Origin of the sequence: Shewanella sp. SM74 (assembly GCF_025653725.1) — a bacterium.
Taxonomy (GTDB): domain Bacteria; phylum Pseudomonadota; class Gammaproteobacteria; order Enterobacterales; family Shewanellaceae; genus Shewanella; species Shewanella oncorhynchi.
This window is the reverse complement of sequence record NZ_JAKKRZ010000015.1, coordinates 103590-119090: the sequence shown is the minus strand read 5'-3', so window position 1 is coordinate 119090 and position 15501 is coordinate 103590. Positions and strand designations below refer to the sequence as shown.

General features: G+C 45.2%; 14 protein-coding genes. 6 read left to right on the top strand and 8 right to left on the bottom strand.

The genetic code is table 11. The annotated features are described in order from the left end of the window. Positions 1 to 22 precede the first annotated feature (22 nt). Positions 23 to 2659: a TonB-dependent receptor gene (locus L5M49_RS15925; RefSeq protein ID WP_263266408.1), complete on the bottom strand. Its 2637-nt coding sequence runs from the start codon at positions 2657 to 2659 to the stop codon at positions 23 to 25. An 82-nt stretch (positions 2660 to 2741) separates the two neighbouring features. Next, a complete protein-coding gene (locus L5M49_RS15920) occupies positions 2742 to 2942 on the bottom strand; it encodes a hypothetical protein (RefSeq protein ID WP_263180941.1) in 201 nt (66 codons plus the stop codon). 324 nt (positions 2943 to 3266) lie between these two features. Between L5M49_RS15920 and L5M49_RS15915 the strand changes: the two genes are divergently transcribed. From L5M49_RS15915 to L5M49_RS15905, 3 genes are all read left to right on the top strand, one after another. Continuing rightward, complete coding sequence (locus L5M49_RS15915; RefSeq protein WP_263138088.1) at positions 3267 to 4406, top strand: polysaccharide deacetylase family protein; 1140 nt, start codon at positions 3267 to 3269, stop codon at positions 4404 to 4406. Positions 4407 to 4619: 213 nt separating this feature from the next. Next, complete coding sequence (locus tag L5M49_RS15910) at positions 4620 to 5396, top strand: hypothetical protein (RefSeq protein ID WP_263160695.1); 777 nt, start codon at positions 4620 to 4622, stop codon at positions 5394 to 5396. Between the two features lie 129 nt (positions 5397 to 5525). Next, positions 5526 to 5930 carry a DUF3224 domain-containing protein gene (locus L5M49_RS15905; RefSeq protein ID WP_263138089.1) on the top strand — a complete coding sequence of 135 codons (405 nt, stop codon included), beginning with the start codon at positions 5526 to 5528 and terminating at the stop codon, positions 5928 to 5930. A gap of 285 nt (positions 5931 to 6215) precedes the next feature. Here L5M49_RS15905 and L5M49_RS15900 read toward each other — a convergent pair whose 3' ends face one another. Together L5M49_RS15900 and L5M49_RS15895 are read right to left on the bottom strand one after the other, a co-directional pair. Next, positions 6216 to 6770, bottom strand: a complete 555-nt coding sequence (locus tag L5M49_RS15900; protein WP_105249747.1) for a BON domain-containing protein — start codon at positions 6768 to 6770, stop codon at positions 6216 to 6218. A 276-nt stretch (positions 6771 to 7046) separates the two neighbouring features. Beyond that, a complete protein-coding gene (locus L5M49_RS15895) occupies positions 7047 to 7502 on the bottom strand; it encodes a hypothetical protein (RefSeq protein WP_028760642.1) in 456 nt (151 codons plus the stop codon). A gap of 246 nt (positions 7503 to 7748) precedes the next feature. Between L5M49_RS15895 and L5M49_RS15890 the strand changes: the two genes are divergently transcribed. From L5M49_RS15890 to L5M49_RS15880, 3 genes are all read left to right on the top strand, one after another. Further along, positions 7749 to 9119 carry a sigma-54 interaction domain-containing protein gene (locus tag L5M49_RS15890; RefSeq protein ID WP_219250162.1) on the top strand — a complete coding sequence of 457 codons (1371 nt, stop codon included), beginning with the start codon at positions 7749 to 7751 and terminating at the stop codon, positions 9117 to 9119. A gap of 109 nt (positions 9120 to 9228) precedes the next feature. After that, entirely contained in the window at positions 9229 to 10305 is a 1077-nt protein-coding gene (locus L5M49_RS15885) for a major royal jelly family protein (RefSeq protein WP_263266407.1), read from the top strand. 240 nt (positions 10306 to 10545) lie between these two features. Next, positions 10546 to 11205, top strand: coding sequence for a hypothetical protein (locus L5M49_RS15880; RefSeq protein ID WP_263266406.1), 660 nt, complete (start codon positions 10546 to 10548; stop codon positions 11203 to 11205). A gap of 50 nt (positions 11206 to 11255) precedes the next feature. Here L5M49_RS15880 and L5M49_RS15875 read toward each other — a convergent pair whose 3' ends face one another. The 4 genes from L5M49_RS15875 to pfaD all read right to left on the bottom strand — a co-directional run bounded on the left by L5M49_RS15875 (position 11256) and on the right by pfaD (position 15477). Further along, positions 11256 to 12935: a diacylglycerol kinase family protein gene (locus L5M49_RS15875; RefSeq protein WP_263266405.1), complete on the bottom strand. Its 1680-nt coding sequence runs from the start codon at positions 12933 to 12935 to the stop codon at positions 11256 to 11258. 144 nt (positions 12936 to 13079) lie between these two features. Then, complete coding sequence (locus tag L5M49_RS15870; RefSeq protein WP_028760637.1) at positions 13080 to 13274, bottom strand: hypothetical protein; 195 nt, start codon at positions 13272 to 13274, stop codon at positions 13080 to 13082. Positions 13275 to 13298: 24 nt separating this feature from the next. Beyond that, the gene (locus L5M49_RS15865) at positions 13299 to 13475 is read right to left on the bottom strand and encodes a DUF1328 family protein (RefSeq protein ID WP_028760636.1); all 177 of its coding nucleotides are present in this window, start codon (positions 13473 to 13475) and stop codon (positions 13299 to 13301) included. Between the two features lie 355 nt (positions 13476 to 13830). Further along, positions 13831 to 15477: an eicosapentaenoate synthase subunit PfaD gene (pfaD, locus tag L5M49_RS15860; RefSeq protein WP_263254786.1), complete on the bottom strand. Its 1647-nt coding sequence runs from the start codon at positions 15475 to 15477 to the stop codon at positions 13831 to 13833. Positions 15478 to 15501: the final 24 nt, after the last annotated feature.

Sequence of the window (15501 nt, the reverse complement as noted above, 5' to 3'; positions counted from 1 at the left end):
TCGGCTATAGTGTGACTCAAGTTTAAAATTTGTAGCTGGCACCGACGAAATAACGTGAACCAAATTCGATGGTATTTTGCGTCAATCCATATTTAACATCATAGGATTGCACCACTTCATTGGTTAAGTTAACCCCTTCGAGTGAGATATCTAAGTTCTCCATTGCATGCCAAATAATCGAGGCATCGACTTGTTGATAGCTGTCGTTTAACACGTTTTGAATATTACCCACGCCTAAGTATTCTGAACGCCAGTTATAGGCGATACGGGCGCTGAACAGATCATCTTCGTAGAAGAGTGAGCCGTTGAAGGAGTTTTCTGACACGCCTTCAATCATTTGTTCAGTGCCATCGGGGCGAGTGCTCTTACTGTCAACATAGGTGTAGTTGGTCAAGAAGCCAAAACCGCTTTCAAAGTTATGCTGCAGCTGGATTTCAAGCCCAGTCACTGAGCCGCTGCCGCCGTTGGCTGGGGCTGTGACACGGCATTTATCCCACTCGGATTCTGACGCGCCGCAACCTTCAATGTACTGAGTCGACTCAGTGACAAACACTACGTTATCAATGTCTTTGTAGAATAAGGCTGCCGACAGCATAGAAGATTCAGTGAAGTACCATTCGATGCCAAGGTCGGCTTGGTTCGCCTTATAGGGTTTTAAATTGGGATTACCGCCGGTCGCAGTACCAAAGTTTTTCGCTATCGCTAACCCAGGTTTAAGATCGCTGTAGTTGTTACGTGCCATCACGGCAGAGGCCGAGGCACGTAGGATTAGATCTTCTTGTAGATCAAAGGCGACGTTGATACTCGGTAACCAATTATCGTAATTAACGGATTCATTGTAGGGTTTGCCATCGGCAAAACCGGTTGAGGTTTGGTCTGTGTTAACGTAACGCAAACCAAAGTTACCACGATAGAATTCGCCGCTGAAATCCGCTTGGGCGTACAAGGCCAACATATCCTCTTCGACAGTGAAGGTGTTACCGAGATCGGCGACTTCCACTAACTCGCCATTGGCGTATTTCTCGCTGATAAACGCCCACCATTTGTCTTCATCTAACTTGGCATAGGAGTCGAGTACATTGCCGCCACTCTGGGAATGCAGGCCAGACAGTACGCCATCGCTCCAGTTGGCTAGGTTGCCATTAGGCACGAAACCTAGGATTTCTGCGGGGTTACGATTGAAGGCATTGCGCTCGAAATCACTGGTGTTGTACTTAATCCCGACCGCAATTTTATTAATAAAATCATGCTCGAGTTGATATTCGAAGTCAGACTGTGCGTAGGTGACTTTATGATCTTGCACTGTGGTTTCGTAGTTGGCTTCTTGCGCATGCTTGAACTGGCTAGCATCGTTGGCATCTAGGCTCGTGAGCACCACTTGATAGGGACCTGTGGCATCGTAACTAAAGCCACCATCGACACTGCCTTGACCATTAGGGAAGGCGGGATCGCCAATTTTGCCGCCTTGGTCCGTCGCAGGGATCCACCAAGAAGATGAGCCGCCTTGGGTGCCGCCATCTGAGGTCGATTGGCCAATGACGCCGCTAAGGGTGAAACTGTCCCCGACGTATTTTCCGGTTAAGTTGAGTACGTCAGACTTCATATTGACCGCGTGGCGTACCACAGGGTTATAAATAATCGACGCATACGCTGGCAGAATCGTTGCCGATGCTGTGCCGCCTTGGGCGTTATTTACTACGTTGGTGGAGCCCGAACCGCGGGCGCCAACGGTTAAGAAGTTATGGTTTACGTGGGGGATATCGAGTTCAAAATTAAAGTAATCTAAGGTGAACTCTGTTTTTTCAGTCGGTGCAAATTGCAGTGTAACTTGGGCACTGGTCCTTTCACGTTCGGCTCTAAATGCTTGTGAGCCAATCCCCCACGCCCCTACAGTTGATTCTTGGTTTTGTGCAGGATCAGCGGAAAAGTACTCATAGTAACCGCTGAGCGATTCTAATACATGCCGACCACTGGTGAGTTTTTCTACTGAGTAAGCACCTAAAATACCAAATTTTTCATCGTCATTTTTCCAACTTCCGACGAAAGATCCACTCGGATCTGTTTCATCGTACAGGCTGCTTTGGCTCAACTCACCCGCCACTTGATAGGTGTGAGCATCGAGATCTAAGGGCTTACGGGTTTTGAGATCGACAGTGCCGCCCAGCGCACCTTCTTCAAGGCTAGCGGTTGGCGTTTTGTGGACTTCAACCGCACTAACTTGCTCGGCTGACAATAATTCCATGTTGAAGGTACGAGTGGCAGGACCAAGATCATACCAAGAGGTGCTCGCAACGGTTTGACCGTTCAGCAAAATACGACTCTGTTCTGGCGCTGTACCACGAATGGTGACCCCGCTCACTTCACCGTATTGTCTATCGACCGTCACCCCAGAAATGCGCTGCAGCGCATCACCGATGTTTTTATCGGGAAACTTACCTATGTCTTCCGAGGTGATAGCATCGACCGTGGAGTCGGCGAAGCGTTTGGTATTCATAGAGGCTTCAATCGAGCGACGTATGCCGCGTACTTGGATTACCTCAATATTTTCTGCAGTTGCCTCTTGTTGCTCCGCCGCGACTGCGGTTGAGCTCATCCCGAACAAGGCGTTAGCGATACATAATGCGAGCAAAGAGCTCTTAAATAGTTGACCTTCTGACATGTTATTGCATCCCTGTAGTGCTTTTATGTTGTTTTTTTCTCCAGTTAACTTACCTGTTATCGAATTGTTGATGCGGTACTTTTCACACTAGGATTGGTATTTTTCTATTGTCTTTGAAGCCTTGGGTAAGGGGATAGTTAATACCAATCGTATTAAATATCTGTTCATTCAGCGGGAATTCAACGCGCTTTAGACAAGGCGAAGGCTTGAAGGCATAGTGGTGCTCTGTCGAAAGCCTTAAACGCAGTATAAAGCGCGTTGAAACCCGCCCTTTGGGAGCCACACAGGCATCCCACTCCGGTGTTGCATTGACTTAAAAGGGAATGACCATTTCTGCGTCAATGCGCCTTGGATTGAAATGCCTGTGAGGCTCTGAACTGATTAGATATTTAATGTGATTGGTATAACTGGTGCAAAGGCAGGATTTATCGACTTAGCGTAGAAAAGTATGGCTTGTTGCTAGGATGGTATAACTAATGCCGGCGGGATTACTCACTATAGATAAGCTAAACGGATGAGTGAACTCGCTGTCTACAGGTTATGAATTAACCAGTGCGTAAAGAGAACTAACTTATTCATCTTTAAACATTATTTATAGGATGAAATCATGAAACTGAAATCGATAGCCGTTGCAGTTGGGCTTTGTGTTGCGAGCTTGAGTACTGGCTTAAGTGCGGCCTACGCCAGCGATAAAACCATTTACCTTACCTTTGATGATGGTCCAATTGACGCGACCTTAGGGCTGTTAGATGCGTTAAAGGATGCCAATATTAAGGCGACGTTCTTTATTAATGCGTTTCATATGTATGGCGAAGGAGATGAAAACGAGGCATTAGCGGCTGTCGCCCTACAACGTTTGCTAGACGATGGTCATATTCTGGCAAACCACAGTTACGATCATATGCTGCATAACTGCACTGATGGCGTGCAATCTGGGGCGGCATATTGTAATCAAGTTGGACTCTGGCCTGTAAAATCCTATCAAGATGCGGCCACCGATTTCACCTATTTTGTGACGAACACGGCCAAAGTGGTTGAACTTATTCCTAATGCCGCCAGTTATCCCAATAACAAGATGACTAAGTTGGCACGTTTGCCTTACACCAATGGTTGGCGAGTGACCAGTAAACTCAAAGGCGACGGCTTGTGTGCGACATCCGATACAGTGCCGCCTTGGGACCCCGCTTTTGCTTGTACCGCAGAAACCTCGACCAACAGTTCGCAAGTTGCGGTGCAAATTCAAAACATGCTCGCTGAGAGTGACTATAAAATATTTGGCTGGGATCTAGACTGGGGACCAGAGGATTGGGGGGTTGCTTTTCCTGCTGAATCCATGGCCGATGGGGTTGAGCTGGTGGCAAAAGTCAATCAAGTGATTAACACCTGCGCAGGAACGACGATGAATCCGCTTAACAGTCGTACGCAGAACTTAGATTGTAGTGATGGTTTACATAACGGGAAAGTGGTTATCTTGACCCACGACTTCCTGTTTGAGAATGCTCACCGCGGACAAGGTGCAACCATCAACTTGCCTAAAATTAAGCGTTTTGTTGAAGAAGCTCAACGTCAAGGGTATCGTTTTGATACGCTAGATAACTATGCCCCTGCTTGGCAGGAGCAGCATAATTATCAACTACCTGAGTTTGTGTCCTATCAAGATAAAATCTATTCCCTAGTGCAAGCACATTTCTCCCAAAGCAATTGGCAACCGAACCAAACCCCAGCCTTGTGGAAAAACGAAAAGTAGTGATGTATTGGGCTGAGTATTTACTCGGCCCATCATATTTGTCGAGTAAAAGGCATGTTGCTGAACTTAGCCTGACAAAATTCAAAATAGCGGCATTTTTTACACTTTACCCACTTCGCTTTAACTCAGTATCTGTAATACTGCTCCGACATTGATTTGAAGTTTATCGGTGTTAGAAAAGTAGCGCATAACGAGCGTGATTGGGGAGAGAAGATGAGTACGTTTGTAAAATTAACCATAGCGGCAACCTTAGTGGTATTAGCCTTACTTGCTGCGGGTATTTACCGTTTCAACATGACCAATGATGATATTTATATGGTGATGGAAGATGGACAGGTGATGCAATACGATGAAGCCATGGCGCATGAAAAAACTCAGGCTCAGGCGAATGAGATCGAAACTGTGACACCTTTTGAGGTAAAGCCTGTGGCGAATGCATCGGAAGTGATGCTCAAACTCTTTAGCTTAAATACCGCCAATCCTGTTGAAATAACGCTGCCTGAGGGCGGCAAGTCCGTTGCACTGACTCATTTTATTAAGATCAAGCAAACAGAGTTTGCTATGGGCGATTACCAAGATGGTGAGGTAAAAGGTCGAGCATTACTCGATTACTTGCGCATTACACCGTTAAATTTCGATCCCGCTCTAGAGCCGGACACCCAAAGTGACGCACCGATTCAAGATGATCCTAAAATGCAAACTATGCCCTTTGTGGCGCCCTTTATTGTGACGACTCAAGGTTCAGGCGTATTTTGGTATCTTGGATTGTTTAATCTGGATTTTAAACACAATAGCTTGAAACACTTAGGCAGTGTCATGCTTGGCGATCGAATCGAGGTGGATAGTATTGAACCTGTTTATCCTTTTGAAGCCCCATTTAAAATTGCTGTGACTTATCGTGATAGAGCGTCTGACCAACCCATGTCTGAAACCCCTGAAATAGTCAAAACCATAGAGATGATAGTGAGTGAGACCAGCATACATAAGTAACGTGTAAATGCCATTATGGATCTACGTAGGCTTATGCTAAGTTGTTTTTCGGTCTGTGGGTGATGTTTGCTTCAGTAGCAAGCGTTAGCAGGTAATAGGTCAGCATAAGATTTCGACAAGGAGAGTGTCATGCAAGTTAGCAAAATCACTGGGAAATTTGATGTTAAGCTCACTCCTGATAGCCCCTATGCTACTGGCATTGGTGGTGTGACCCTAGGGCGTATGGGCTTAGATAAAACCTTTTATGGTGAGCTTGAGGGGCGCAGCAAGGGGGAAATGCTCAGTGCTATGACGTCAGTCAAGGGCTCAGCTGGCTATGTGGCCATTGAACAAGTGGTTGGTAATTTGTGCGGTAAGCAGGGCAGTTTTGTATTACAACATTTTGGCATTATGACCGATGGACAAAATCGTCTGATCTTAGAAGTGATACCCCATTCTGGGGCGGGGGAGTTGCTGGGGTTAACTGGCACTATGACCATCAATATTGAGAATGGCCAACATTTTTATGCATTCCAGTTTGGCTTTGAAGCTTAGTTTGACTTTGAAGCTTAGTTTGGCTTTGAAGCTTGAGTAACGCCTGCGTTTTAGCTCAGTTTTCTGTAACTCTTCTCCTTTATGATCATTCGAGTCATCTTAATTCACTCCTCTTAATTTAAGTGAGTAAGTCTTTTCGATTGAGTCTGAAAATGGACATAAAAAAACCAGCTGAGGCTGGTTTTTTTGATTCTTTTTTCATAAAGCACTATCGAACCTTGAGTCTAGATCGGCGTGCTGTTACTTAAAATACGTTTAATTTAAAAAATGCCGTTGTCGCGAGAGTTAAGACACTTTTTTAACAACTTTAATTTTATCAACGACCTTTTTCACATCGTCGGTATTTTCGGCAATTTTCAGTGCTAGTTGACGTTCGGCATCGCTGGCAACTTCACCTTTCAATGTCACTATGCCATTGGCAACATCCACATTAATTTGGGTGCCGGATACGTCAGTTGAAAACAGTAAACGCGTTTTGATGACAGTGGCAACTTTAGAGTCAGTTAAGGTGGCAACAACTTCACTGGTGCCTTCTTTTTCATTCATCACAGTGAGTTGGTTATCGACATCTTTCACCCCATCTAAACTCTTGATGAGCTCTGTGGCGAGGGCTTTATCCACACTGCTTTCCACTTTACCTGTTAACGTCACTTTACCATCTTTGACATCTGTAATGATGTCGAAGGAATTGAGATTCGTGTTGAGCAGTAAAGTGGTTTCTGCTTTACCATCGATCCACGCATCCTTGGTTCCGCCTTTCCAATCTTGGGCGGCAGCCACATTTAAACTGATTGAACCGACAAGTAAAGCCACTAGTACTGATGCTGTTGTAGTTTTCATAATCATATCCTCCGTTGTTTTCTCGAAGCTAGATAATGCGCCAATCGTGCCAATGTTTTTAAGGTAATGATTTTTAATGTTTTAATTGTTTTATTTGGCGTTTTTATACCTTGGCATTTTCCTTTTGGTCGGTCTTTTTTACCGACAAAATGTAATTTTTTCTGGCATGCTGAGCCATCATTCGAGCATAAAAAACCGCACTCATCAGTGCGGTATTATGTCTGTAGTAAAAGTGGAGGGGAGTCGGTTAAATATGGCTCACTTAGCGACAGGGAATTAATGGTGATTGAGCGATCCCGTACCGTCGTAACTCATTTGCAGCCAAGCGGCACCCTCTGCAAGTTGGTTTGCAAGTTGTGGCTGATGCGCTTGCCTTACTGCTTGTTTTATTTGGATTAGCACTTGCTGCTCTATATCGACAAGGGCGGTCATAGCCTGCGAGATTTGGCACTGTTGCAGCAATTCTGTTGCTTGAGTATAAGTGACGGGCACGGTGTGACTTAGGCCATTAATTGGCTCGTCAGCCAAACGTCTCAGCTGTTCAAACCGAGTTAACATTCGTTGGTGGATGTTAGCTTTGGCGGAAAAAACACGCTTAAGATTATAGTCTTCGACATACCTCCTCGCTTGGTTGTAAAATGTGAGTCCTTCCTGATTCAGCTTGATGATTTCATCGATCAACATGATATCGGCGCGGATATCAGTCTGATGTTGCACAACATTAGACTTCATTATGGGCCTCCTAATGCCAGTGTTCGACATAGATTGTTTAACTGCTTGGGTAAACTGATTTTGTTTCGTTCAGCTACCATGCATATTCTGTTCTCGTTTTTAATGATATTTTAACAGGCTGATTTTTAGACTGATATTCTCAGTTCATCGAGATATCATCTTAGAACATCGGCAACTATTACCGTTGCTGTTGTTAAAATTTCATGGCTGACATACAGTAGTTTTTCATACAGGGAGTAGATACGCATGGCTCGACTGACACTTTTTTATCACTTGCAGGATGTTAGCGCCGAGCAAGCAATCATCGAACTTGCTGGTGCTGCTGACTTTAATAAGCTACGCAGTGTCGATGACTTGCCTTGGATAGAGCAGCTAGGGGCAAATCACGTCGATGTTGCCATTATTGAGTTATCCAGTCTTAGTCGTGAAGATTACCTTGTGCTGCTGGATAATGCGGCCATGTCAAATATTGAGTTTATTTTTCTCTCCGACGGTCAGCCAAACCCCAATCTTGATCAGTTAATGTCTCATTTTGCTGGTTACCACTTTCGCAAACCTTACGATATGCCGCTAATCAGCGAAATTTTTGCTGATTTTGCACAGTATTTAGCATCATCGCCTAATCGACTGCATCCTTTTGCTAGCGAGCTAGACCAATACGGTTTGCTTGTTGGTTCATCAGCTCCTATGCACAAGCTATACCGCACAATTCGTCGCGTCTCTGCTACAGGCAGTAATGTGCTGATTATTGGGGAAAGTGGGGTCGGGAAAGAACTGGTTGCTAATACCATACATCTTGCCAGCCCTAGGGTGAACGAGCCTTTTATTGCGATTAACTGTGGTGCATTAAGCCCAGAATTGGTCGACAGTGAGCTGTTTGGCCATGTCAAAGGCGCATTTACGGGGGCGAATCGCGATCACAAAGGCGTATTTGAACAGGCTGAAGGCGGGACCTTGTTTCTCGATGAAGTCACTGAAATGCCGATTGATCATCAAGTGAAGTTACTCAGAGTGTTGGAAAATAGCGAGTATCGTCCTGTGGGTGGCGACAAAGTGCAACGTGCAAACGTACGTATTGTGGCAGCGACTAACCGTGATCCCATAGTGGCGATAGAGGCTGGGTTATTTCGAGAAGATTTGTACTTTCGTTTGGCTCAGTTTCCCATTCGCGTTCCGCCCTTACGGGAACGTGGCGAGGATATTATTGGGCTTGCGCAGCATTTTCTTGCCTATCGTAACGTGGCCGAAAAGCAGAATAAGAGCTTAGCTGAAGACTGTATTCAGATGATTGCTAAGTACCCTTGGTCTGGTAATGTGCGCGAATTAAAACATGCAATTGAGCGAGCCTATATTCTGGCCGATCAGGATATTTTACCCAGCCATTTACAGCTACCTCAGACGAATGAAGTGGGTTTATGTGGTGGTGAACAAGTTGTTATCCCCCAAGGCATGCGCTTAGATGATTTAGAGAGAATCGCTATTTATCAAGCACTAGAAACCACTCAAGGTAATAAAACGGATACCGCCGAACAACTGGGGATCAGCGTTAAAACCCTCTACAACAAGCTCAGCAAGTACGAGCAGCAAGTCGAGACCGGTGAAACGACTGCTGAATAAACATTAATTATCAAATTAATATTGAAACAGAGCTAAACTTTATACTCTTTTTTTTGTAAATAATAACTCCTATTCTACAGCCCTTAAACAGAAAAAGCGGAGATAGAATATGAAACACTTATTAACAACAGCATTATGGCTTTCTTTGACAGCCAGTAGTTTTGTAAACGCCACCCCAGCAGTAGGAAGTCTTGAAACAGTTGCTGAATTGCCAATACGACCTGGCAATGTCAGCGTCACTGCACAAGGTCGGATTTTTGCCACAGTACATCCATTTGATACACCATCAGGTTTGCAATTGATTGAAGTTAATAGTGAGACCAACGCTTATAAAGCTTGGCCTTCAATGGATTTGCAAAAAACATCGACAGCCAATACTGCTCAATTTGATACCTTATTAGGTATTGCTCAGGACAAGGCTGGACACCTCTGGACCGCAGATATGGGGTTAGAATTAGGCCAGACAAGGATTTGGGGATTCAATATTAAGGACGGCAGTCTATATAAACAAATCGTCCTACCACAAGCTCTCGCGCCTAAAGGCAGCTTTATGCAAGATCTGGTTGTCGACTCTCAAAAAGGCTGGATTTATTTAGCCGATATCGCCAACCCAGGCCTCTTAGCGGTGCGTATCGACGATGGTCATACAATACGTTTTTCAGGTCATAGCTCGCTGCAGGCTGAAACGGATGCAGTAATGAACATAGATAACAAAACAACATTGTTTAATGGCAAAGTCGCCAGTGTCGCGGTCAATCCAATCAGTTTATCTGCCGACGGAAGTACACTCTATTATGGTGCAATGAATGGCACTCACTGGTATCAGTTATCGACTGCGGCTTTACAAACAGGCAATAATGATAAAATTATCGCCACGGTAAAATTAGTCGGAGCCAAGCCTGTATCAGATGGCGCAGCAACGTCCAAACAAGGTAATCATTACTTTACCAATTTGAACCACAATGCCATTTCCATACTAGATAACAAAGGCACACTAACAACAGCGGTCAGTTCTCCACTACTGGATTTTCCTGATAGTGTGCAATTTGGTGAAACAGGCTGGTTATATATTTCAGTGAATCAATTGCATAAAGCAAAAGCCTTTAATGGAAAAGCCGAAACCGCCAAACCGCCTTACCGTATCATGCGACTCTGGACCGGTGAGGATACTGCTGCGGGTCAATAACACCTTAGCTGCAACTGCAAAGTTGCAGCTTATATTTGCAGTATGAGTTATATCGCAACTGGTATTTACGTTGATGTGAGTCTTTGGTTTAACTCGAAAGCGTCTAGAAATGAGTTAGGTGTTGATTGTGCAAACTATCAATGCCTCTTATTGTTACTGGCACAGGTCAATATTGAATGGTGAGATAATTTTTGGAACAAGGAACAAGGAACAAGGAACAAGGAACAAGGAACAAGTTCAGTGAAACTCAATCAACCTTCTAAAAATGCATTTTATATTCAAACTCTGAGTACTCAGTACCGACCTCTATTATGGCTGTTTGCTGCTGGGTTATTACTGCTTGGTTTACTCTGCGCCAGAGCAACCTATTTACAACCCGATCCGATACTACAGCTTGTTCTCGGCTGGGTAACACTGTTTCTATTGTTACCCGTGTTACCGACTGCGTTTGTTCAGCAACAGTGTTGGTTAGATGCTGAGCAACAGCAATTGTGGCTCGGTAAAGGTTTCTTCAATGGGAGGTATATGGGATTGTGGCGGTGGCGTTCCTATGCCTTTTCGGACATCAAAGCAGTGCAACTTTATCAGCTGCAAATCACCCGCTGGCATCAGATCAGCCGCAATCGCCAAGCGGAAGATACTGTCCAACATTATCTGGCTTATTTAGAATTGCACCAGCCCAACGGTGCTCAATTGATATTAGGTGACAGTACTGATAGAAAGGAATTACAACAAGTTCTACAGCAATGTGCGCAGGCGATAGATTGTAAATTTCAGGATTTTAGTAACACCACTCAAAAATCACTTCCCAAAGGTAGTGAATTTAATTTCATGCGGGTACTGGTTCTGCTGGTTATATTTATTTTGTTGAATATTTTATATTTTTTGTTTGTTCTATAAATTCTCAGTCATCCAGCCTAAAAAGTTAGGCTGGATGTCCTCCGCAACGATCACTCATCTTGCTCAGTGGTTTCCTGATAAGGAACAAACACTTTAAGAGATGCTGGCTGGACTTCAATAGTGAGATCCGCAGGCTCAAATACTTCACCATCAATCACATATTTACACTTAGGCTGGCTGCTGATAGTGACCTTTTTAGCATGGGCATGATGGACTTTACTTGCACTCGCTTGTTGATCTCGCACACTCTTATTGCCTTCTTTTACCCATCCCGCAATCGCTAATTCAGCGAGGCTAAGCAACTGCTCTTTGGGTTCATCGCCAGCATCCAACCAAGTAATGTCGAGCAAACCGTCGGTCATGTTTGGCTCGCCATCGCCCTGCGCCAACACGCTGGTAAACGGCGCGGCATTGGCAACGATTAGGCTATGGGTCGTTAATGTTGTGGGTTTTGCATCATCTAAGCTGAGCTGGATGGTTAAAGTGATATCGGCATTCACTGCGCGCCATAAGCCATCGAGGTAGGCAAACTGGCCGAGAGCATTTTTACGCTCACGATTAGCGGATTCAATCATTTGTTGCTCAAACCCTATGCCTACAAGCAACAACACTAACTCCTCATTACAACGCGCGGTATCAATGGCTTGGCAATGCCCTTGAATAATATTATCCAGCGCCTGAGAGATAGGAATAAGCTTACTGCCTAAACCAAAGAGGGCATGACTGAGGGCATTAGTTGTGCCAAGAGGAATGATGCCTAAGACGATATCCGTATCGACGATTTGAGAGGCCACCTCAGTCACAGTACCATCGCCACCGCAGGCGATAATGATATCAGCACCTGCATTACGGGCTTGCTCGGCGAAGATATTTGCAGTTTCGTCTGCTGTTGTGAGTTTTAACGTTAGGTCAAAATAGGCTTTGAGTTCATCTTGGATTTGCTCGCTGTATTCTTGCCATTTCCCGCCACCAGAGACTGGGTTGGCGATAATCCACGCCACTTTGTGGATGTTAATTTTCCCTTGACTTAGCATGCGATCGAGCGCGCGTAATTGCCATTTGTTTAAGCCAGCGGTTTTGCGAATTTGCTTTATCTGCTGCAGTACTTCGGCGAAGTGCTGTTGTTTATCTTTACAAACCAAATAAGCGGCGAGTACCAGCACTGAGCGGCCACGACCCATAGCACAGTGGATGAGTACCTGTTTATTGGCGCGCACTTGGCGGTGCAGCCAGTTAACGGCTTGATTGAGTTGGGCGCTGGTCGGTACGCTATGGTCGAGGATGGGAATATTTAAATACTCGATATGATCTTCAAATTGCGACCAATCTAAGCCATCAAATTCAGCGGTGACATCCAGAATGGCAGTGATCTTATTGGCTTTAATCTTTTCCAGATCTGCGGAAAAGAGTCTACAGCCGAGATACAGATGTTCATCAATCCTTTGCATGGGCGGTACTGAATCGTATTTTCTGGCCCAGTGGTTATAGAGTCGACAGCCTAATAAAAAGGGAATAAAACCCCAACGAATATACCAAGGAATAGTGCCATCTTGGCGTTTTCTAAAAATACTGGCGAGATTAAACCAATAGGCGGAACCGACTAAAAACAGTGACAGACTTGTCCATGCACAAATGAAAGTGAGCAGGGGAGAAGTGTCTGTTACTGCAAAATAGGCTAACAATACTGCACCTGCAGTGTACAAATATTTGATGTGGATCTTCGTTAGCATGCAAGTCCTCCAATGCCATTGTTCTTGGTTAAAATCGTTGCACTTGAATGGATAGATGTCGAGATGAGAGATGCAGAAATGAGCGAGTCTAAACCAAAAGGGTGGCAGTAGACGAGTCTATTGCCACCCTAAAGTCAGGTTTGTTTAGCACTTAGTATCTTTAGCTTTAACACCTTCTTTGACTTCTTCACAGGCATCTTCGATGGCGTTACCTGTATCAGTCATTACTTCATCGATTTTTTCGCCCGCGTCTTCGGCTTTGTTATCACTACAGGCCGTTAAACCTAGGGCGAGTAATAATGCGAATGCTGCACTTGTCATCAGGGTAAATGGTTTCATATCTATCTCCTTTTCTAAAAAAAATTATAGTCGCGGTGATTTACCCTTAAGGGCATTGATCAGCAGAGAAATCACTAATAACACAATAAATATGAAGAAAATGATTTTCGCTATTCCCGCCGCTGCGCCAGCAATCCCAGCAAATCCTAACAACCCGGCAATCACGGCAACAACTAGAAATACTAATGTCCAACCTAGCATAATAACCTCCTGCCCTTGTATTAATCCTTCTCATGACCGTTTGTGTCACTTGTAAGGTAACGGCTAATGGCTCTTACTTGATTGCGATCTTAATGCCAACTTTAAAAATTTTAAGTAGTTAATTGATTTTAAATATAATTTAAATCATTTTATTTAAAATGGTGTGAGTGAATTAAAAGAGGGGTAGGCAATTTTTACCTAAGCTTCGGTAAGAGTTTCAGCCTAATACGTTGAATCAAAGACTGTGAGCTGATGTCGTTCATAAGTAAAGACAAATAAAAGCCGACACTGTGAGTTTGTGTCGGCTTGAAGATATTATGATCTTATAATACAAGATGATAGGAGCTAAATACGTTTAAAAACGATTTAGCGGTTTCCAGCGCTGCAGGCTAACTGGAATGCTCGCGCCTTGGGATAACAGCAAGTTAATGCGGGATTGATATGCTGCGCCCACCATTAAATGTTTGGCTAAATCCACCGCATTACGGGCCTTATAGTCATCTAAATAACTGCCTTTCGCCCAAGCATTAAATGCGCCGAGCGCTGGGCCTGCCCAAATTTGGTAATCCATTTCGCGGCCGATTTCGCCTGTGTTTGACCAGCGGCTAGACAGACCCAAATACCAGCGGAAAATCAGCGCCATCTTACGTTTTGGGTTATCTAGTGCACGCTCGATTTGCTTAGGATCGCGCTCGTTAAAGTGGGCGACAGTGCCCGCCCAAATATCATCGAGTGATGAACGGAACACTTGCTCTTCGAGCTTTTTACGCTCGTCCGCAGGGATGGCATCAATCGAATCGTAACGGGTGTAGATCTCATACAGCTTATTGGCGCGCATCGGGAACAGAGTGCCGCGCTTAACCACTTGTAATTTCACGCCCATTTCGAACATATCGGCGGCAGGCGCCATAGTTACATCGGCCATTTCTGTGGTGGCGAGTAACTTACGAGTGTGTTCACTCGCGCCCGCTTCGACGCAGGCTTGGTTGATTGAACCTGTGACGATAAAGGCCGCGCCCATGTTGAAGGTGGCTAATGCTGCATCGGGTGTGCCGACGCCGCCGCCAGCACCTACGCGGATAGGCGTTTTGTATTGATACTTAGCTTGGATTTCATCTTTAAGCGCCAAAATCGTCGGTAATAGCGTGACTAATGGACGATTGTCGGTATGGCCGCCGGAGTCGGCTTCGGCTGTGATGTCGTCTGCCATGGGCACCAGTAATGCCATCGCCATTTGGTCTTGGCTGATAAGGCCGTCACTCACTAATTGCTGGAGGATTTTGGCCGGCGCCGGCTCCATAAACTTAGTCGCGACTTCGGTGCGGCTGATTTTGGCTATGACTTTGTTGCCAATGACTATCTCGCCATGTTCGTCGCGGCTCAAACCCGCCGCGCGGTAATAGACGATTTGCGGCGTTAAACCTAAAAATGCCGAGGCTTCGACCGTGCGCACTTTATGTTTTAAAAACAACTCAACGCTGCCGCGCTCTAATGCGGGCTCGCTTGGGCTGTGAATTAAGTTAAAAGCATAAGGACCATTGGGAAGCGCCGCTTGAATGCGGGTAATGGCCGCTTCAACGCGGGATGGAATTAACCCCGCCGCGCCAAACGAACACAAAATGCCCGCTTGACCTAGCGCGATAACCAGTTCTTCCGAGGCAATACCGTTGGCCATGGCGCCAGCGTAGTAAGCGTATTTAACCCCGTGTACGCGGCGAAAATTACTGTCGCCTAAACTTTGGGTGCCAAGGGCAGGGGCAAAGGCGCTGACAGGGTGTGAGCCCAGTGGCGCTTGGCTGTCGCTTGTGGTGACTTCGGCTGTTTGCGCTATGCCTAAGCCTTTTTCACTGTGATTCACTAAGTAACAGGCTTGGCTTAAATCTTTGAGTTTTTTGCCTAATGCGTCGATATCAAAGCTCAGCGCGGCATCGTTGACTTGCCACGGCCAAGGGCTGAGTTTTTCGTTATTGCTATTGAATTGATCTAGAGTATGGCTAGTCATAGGTGTTCTCATGTTATTTGTGCC